Origin of the sequence: Mycobacterium sp. 1245852.3 (assembly GCF_001669335.1) — a bacterium.
GTDB lineage: Bacteria > Actinomycetota > Actinomycetes > Mycobacteriales > Mycobacteriaceae > Mycobacterium > Mycobacterium europaeum_A.
Genome location: NZ_LZLL01000190.1, coordinates 1 through 5,819, shown reverse-complemented (window position 1 = coordinate 5,819; position 5,819 = coordinate 1). Strand labels below are relative to the sequence as shown.

Annotated in this window: 5 protein-coding genes and 1 pseudogene; 4 read left to right on the top strand and 2 right to left on the bottom strand. The window is 67.6% G+C overall.

What is annotated here, in order from left to right:
• The coding region (locus A9W96_RS32120; RefSeq protein ID WP_082972104.1) for a hypothetical protein at positions 1-620 on the bottom strand (620 nt) is incomplete at its 3' end.
• Positions 621-921: 301 nt separating this feature from the next.
• Here A9W96_RS32120 and A9W96_RS08450 point away from each other — a divergent pair.
• From A9W96_RS08450 to A9W96_RS08440, 3 genes are all read left to right on the top strand, one after another.
• Positions 922-1,635, top strand: coding sequence for a VIT family protein (locus tag A9W96_RS08450; protein ID WP_067138925.1), 714 nt, complete (start codon positions 922-924; stop codon positions 1,633-1,635).
• Between the two features lie 111 nt (positions 1,636-1,746).
• On the top strand, positions 1,747-2,589 hold the full coding sequence (locus A9W96_RS08445) for a thioesterase family protein (RefSeq protein ID WP_067138922.1): 843 nt from the start codon (positions 1,747-1,749) through the stop codon (positions 2,587-2,589).
• 19 nt (positions 2,590-2,608) lie between these two features.
• A complete protein-coding gene (locus A9W96_RS08440; protein WP_067138919.1) occupies positions 2,609-4,141 on the top strand; it encodes a class I adenylate-forming enzyme family protein in 1,533 nt (510 codons plus the stop codon).
• Positions 4,142-4,239: 98 nt separating this feature from the next.
• Here A9W96_RS08440 and A9W96_RS08435 read toward each other — a convergent pair whose 3' ends face one another.
• Complete coding sequence (locus A9W96_RS08435; protein WP_067138916.1) at positions 4,240-4,860, bottom strand: TIGR03085 family metal-binding protein; 621 nt, start codon at positions 4,858-4,860, stop codon at positions 4,240-4,242.
• 116 nt (positions 4,861-4,976) lie between these two features.
• Between A9W96_RS08435 and A9W96_RS08430 the strand changes: the two are divergent.
• Positions 4,977-5,819 (top strand): annotated as a pseudogene (locus A9W96_RS08430) (ATP-binding protein); the annotation flags it as partial.

Here is a 5,819-nt window from a genome sequence, read left to right as displayed (position 1 = left end):
CCGGGATCCCAAATGGGAGTTTCCTGGTAGCCCCAGTAATTGATCGGGCCGTAGTCCCAGTGCCCACCGGGCGGAGGGAGCGGTCGATCCCAGGCCGGCCGCGGCGGCGCGCCCGCTCCCCAGGGGCCAGGTCCGTCGCCCCACGGTGCACCGTGGAAGTAACCGCGCTGGGCGTCTCCATGCCAAGGGCCGCCGGGGTGGGGATCCGGTCCACCGAATCCGCCGGGAGCACCGGGGTGATCGCCTGGACCACCGGGGCCGCCAGGCCCGCCTGGGTGGTCACCGGGGCCGCCAGGCCCGCCCGGACCGCCGGGATGATCGGGGCCAGGGCCACCCGGACCACCCGGACCACCGGGGTGATCACCAGGCGGCGGACCGCCAGGACCACCGGGGCCGCCGGGGTGGCCACCGGGACCACCGGGCCCACCCGGTCCGCCCGGCCCGCCGGGATCGTTGGGACCGGTGGGAGCGTGGCCGCCACCGGGCGCCGCCCCGCCGTGATTACCCGGAGGCTGTGGCGCTCCGGGCGCAGCGTTGGCAAACCCGGCGCCCATGCCCAAGGCCGCAGCGCTGAGCGCTCCGGCGATGGTCACCCCTCCGACAAGTTGCTTCAACTTCATGATGCTTCACCTATCCACTTAGGGATTTCTTGCAAGGAAGTTCGTTAGAACACCCCCCGTTACATCCCCGACGCTAGATAGCTTTCCTATGGACTGGCTGTGACCCTGCCATGCAGAACGTTTGGTCGCGGCCGCCACCATGCCGTGCTCAACGCCGTCATCCACCCGAGGGCGGCCAGCCGCGCAGCGCATTCACCAGGTCTTTTCCGGCGAATCGTCGCGGACCAACACGGCGCGTAGGTCGGTTTGGGAAGGCTATGTTGGCTAGTCGGCAAGGGTTTTCATCTATATGGTTGCGGCCGTGCCGAGTGCGTCACATCCGCACGAACCCCACGTCGGTTCGGTGTCGTCGAAATTGAATTGGCTGCGCGCGGGCGTCCTGGGTGCCAATGACGGAATCGTCTCCACCGCGGGCATCGTCGTGGGGGTCGCGGCCGCCACCGCCGAACGCGCCCCGATATTGACCGCGGGCAGCGCCGGCCTGGTCGCCGGGGCGGTCTCGATGGCGCTGGGCGAATATGTTTCCGTCAGCACCCAGCGCGACACGGAGAAGGCGTTGCTCAGCCAGGAGCGTCGCGAACTGCGCGAAGATCCGGCCGCCGAGCTGGACGAGCTCGCCGCACTGTATGAAGCGAAGGGCCTGACGCCGGCGACGGCTCGCACCGTGGCCGAGGAACTCACCGACCACAATCCGCTGCTCGCCCACGCCGAAGTCGAACTGGGCATCAACCCCGACGAGCTGACGAACCCGTGGCAGGCGGCATCGTCGTCGGCGCTTTCGTTTGCGATCGGTGCGCTCTTGCCGTTGATCGCGATCCTGGTCCCGCCGACCACGTGGCGAGTCCCCGTCACGGTCGTCGCCGTACTCGTGGCGCTGGTCATCACCGGTGCGGTCTCGGCCGGCTTGGGCGGAGCCCGCAAGGGCCGAGCCGTGCTGCGCAATGCCATCGGCGGCAGCCTCGCGCTGGGGGTCACCTACGTGATCGGTCATCTGGTGGGCGCCGCAATCGGCTGACCGATGAGCGTCACGGCGCGGTGCGCAGCCGACGACTGGAAGCGCAACTGTAACATTCACAGTTGCGGTCCTCAGTAGAGCCCGCAATCCCATCACCCGAAGGGTCATGCAGTGGCCGAGCCCGATATCGCGCCGGAGGAAGCTTCCTGGGCGGAACCCGTGCCGTACTTTGTCCGCGACGAAAACCACTTCGTCCCAACCAAGATCGCGCGTGGCGGATGGGGCCCATCACTGAGCGGACATGTCGTCGGCGGACTCTTGGCGTGGGCGGTCGAGGATGCGGCCCGGGACGCGGAACTGCAACCGGCGCGCTTGACCGTCGACCTACCCCGGCCCACGGCCTTGGCGCCGCTCGAGGTGCACACGAAGGTGCAACACGACCGACGCCGATTGCGGCTGGTCGAGGCCGTGATCACCCAGGACGGCGCCCCGGCGGCGCAGGCGAGCGCGCTGTTTTTGCGGCGTGGCGCCCAGCCCGAGGGGCAGGTCTGGTCGCCACCGGTGCAAATGCCACCGATCCCGCTGGACGACGCCTACTCGACGCTGTTCATGCGCACCTACGGCTGGGGCGCGGACGTACAGAATCCCGATCCGGACTGGCCGCAAGGCGACGGTCCGAAATACACGTGGATCCATGAGACACGGCCGCTGATCGACGACGAACCGCTCACCGCCTTCACCCGCGTGGCCATGGCCGGTGACATCACGGCGTCGATCGCCAACTGGGGCACCAACTCCCTGCAGTTCATCAACGTCGACTACACGCTCACGCTCAGCCGGCTGCCCGAGGGCGCCCATGTCGGGCTCGCCTCCCTGACGCACCACAGCCACGACGGGGTGGCCAGCGGCTCGGCGGTCCTGGTGGACGCCAACGGCCCGATCGGCACCGGGGTGTCCGTCGCGATTGCACACTCGGGATTCCGCCCGCCCTCCACCGATCCGTCCGCCAGGTGAGCCGAAAGGAATTGGCACGGTGACATTCTGGGCGTTGGTCGCCGATGCGGCACAGCGCGGATCACCCCGACCGCTTGTCGCCGATGAATACGGGCGGAGCCTGACAGCGGGCCAACTGCACGACGCCGCGTGCGCAACCGCTGCCGCCCTGGCCGAACGGGGGGTACGCCCGGGAACGGTCGTGTCCTGGCAGCTGCCCACCACGCTGGAAACCATGGTGGTGATGGCCGCACTCGCCCGGCTCGGTGCGGTCCAGAACCCGATCATCCCCATCCTGCGGGAAAGCGAGGTCGGCTTCATCACCGGCCAACTGCACTCCGAATTTCTTGTGGTTCCCCGGCTTTGGCGCGGCTTCGAATACGGTGAGCTGGCCCGGGCATTGTCGAGGGACAGGGGCTTCGAGGTCCTCACCCTCGACCTGGCAACACCGCCGTCCACCGGCCGGCTGCGGCTGCCCGGTGCCGACACCGCAGCGCTCCCGCCGCCGCCCAGATCCGCCGACGACCCACGCTGGATCTACTATTCTTCGGGAACCACCGCGGCCCCCAAGGGGATCCGTCACACCGACACGTCGGTGATCGCCGGCTCGGCGGGAGTGGTGGGCATGGTGGGCGCCAACAGTAGCGACGTGGATCCGATCGCCTTCCCAATCGCACACATCGGCGGGGCGGCGATGCTGGCCACCGGGTTGCTGACCGGCATGCGGTTGGTCCTGTTCGAGACGTTCGACCCGGCCACCACGCCGTGGGCCATCGCGGCGCACAATCCGACGTTCCTGGGGACCGCGACCCCGTTCTTCGTTGCATTCCTCGAAGCCCAACGGGCCCAAGGCGATCGGCCGCTGTTTCCGTCGGTCCGAGGCTGCCTGGCCGGGGGAGCGCCCGTCACCGCCGAACTCAGTCGCCAGGTCCGCGACACCTTCGGCCTGGCCGGCATCGCCAATGCGTGGGGCATGACCGAGTTTCCGTGCGCGACGTCACCCTCGTTGACCGCCGCGCCCGGGGTGCTCGATCACACCGTCGGGCCGCCGGTCCCTGGGGTCGCAGTCCGCGCGGTCGACAGCCGCGGCGTCGAACTGGCCGCCGGTCAGGAGGGCGAGCTGCTGCTGAAGGGACCCCAGTGCTTCCTCGGCTACGCCGACCCGGCGCTCGACGCCGACGCGTTCGACGACGAAGGCTGGTTGCGCACAGGTGATCTCGGCCTGATCGATGCCGACGGCAATGTCCGCGTCACGGGCCGCACCAAGGACGCGATCATCCGCAACGCGGAGAACATCTCGGCGCTCGAAATCGAGAATGCGCTCGCCACCCATCCCGACGTCGCCGATGTCGCCGTGATCGGCATTCCGGACCCCCGAACCGGCGAACGCGTCTGTGCCGTCGTGGTGCCCGCGACGGCCGACGGTGTGACGTTGGAATCCCTTGTGCGACATTGCCAATCACGCGGCCTCAGCCGATACAAACACCCCGAACACCTGGTGGTCGTCGAGACGCTGCCGCGCAATCAGTTCGGCAAGGTCATCAAGAAGGAGCTGCGCGCGGCCTTCGGATGACCAACGTCCACTCAAACTTGATAGCGCATGCGCTATCAAGTTTCGAATCGCGGATATCCTCCCGGACGGCCCGCAAGCGGCCGCCGCGATCGCCGGTCCTACAACCCCTTAGGCGCATCGCGGACGGCCTGCACCGCCGCGGCGTCGCCGTCGAAGTCGACCTTGGCCTGCCGCCCCACGCTGAACAGCAAGAGCTCCTCGGGCGCCCCGGTCACCGTCACCGCGGGGCCCTGACCGGCGGTGAGCACCGTCTTGCCCTCCGGGGTACGCAGCGCCACCCGGCCGGGCACCTTGGCGAGGGTGACCCGGGCCATCAACGGCAAGGTGCGCCGCAGCATCTTGCTCAGGGCGGGCTCCAGCGAGCGCGGCTGCCAGCCCGGCTGCGCGCGGCGCACGTCCTCGTGGTGGATGAACATCTCGGCCACGTTGGCCACCGGGTCGAGCAGTTTGAGCGGCGAGTAGACCGGCGGGCCGGCGGCGAGCTTGCCGACCAGCTCATCCCACTCATTCCGCTCGGCCACCTGGTTCTGCACCTTCTCGGTGTGGGAGGCGAAGAAAGGAATCAGGATGCCGGGCGCGGCGTCGGGACGGTACTCACGGATCACCAGGTGCGCGGCCAGGTCCCGCGTCTTCCATCCCTCGCACAGCGTGGGCGCGTCCGGCCCGACGCCGCGCATGGTTTCCACCAGGGCGGCACGTTCGCTTTGAGCAACAGACATGCGTTCAGCCTAGAGGCGGTTGCCCCGAAGTGGATGGGTCCACCGAACACCAATGGTGGGCGGCTCGGTAAATTTGAGACGTCACTGTCCTTTGGAAAGGAGCTGTAGGAGCAGTCATGAACGCGCGCGTCGAGCAGTTGGAGTTTCAGGCAGAGGCTCGGCAACTGCTGGATCTGATGGTCCATTCCGTCTACTCCAATAAGGACTCGTTCCTGCGGGAGTTGATCTCCAACGCCTCCGACGCGCTGGACAAGCTGCGGCTTGAAGCGTTCCGGAACAAGGACCTCGACGTCGACACCTCCGACCTGCACATCGAGATCGACGTGGACAAGGATGCGCGCATCCTGACCATCCGTGACAACGGCATCGGGATGACCCGCGCCGAAGTGGTGGATCTGATCGGCACGCTGGCCAAGTCGGGCACCGCCGAGCTGCGCAAGCAACTAAGGGAGGCGCAGAACCTGAAAAACCGAGCGGCCTCGGAAGAACTCATCGGCCAGTTCGGTATCGGTTTCTATTCGAGTTTCATGGTCGCCGACAAGGTCGAGCTGCTCACCCGCAAAGCCGGCGAGAGCGAGGCCACCAGATGGGAATCCAGCGGCGAGGGCACATACACCATCGAATCGGTCGACGACGCCCCGCAGGGAACGTCGGTCATCCTGCACCTCAAGCCCGAGGACGCCGAGGACGAGCTGCACGACTACACCGCGGAGTTCAAGATCAGGAGCCTGGTCAAGAAATACTCCGACTTCATCGCCTGGCCCACAGGGCCTTCATCGAGTTGAGGGTTTCGGTCTCGATGGTGACGGTCTCCTCGCCGCCCTCCTCGCCGGCCGGTTCTCGCCGCTCGACCTGCATGCGGATGGGCCAGGCGATGAAGTCGGAGTACAAGGAGTTCTACAAGCACATCGCGCACGCCTGGGACGACCCGCTCGAGGTCATCGCGATGCGCGCCGAAG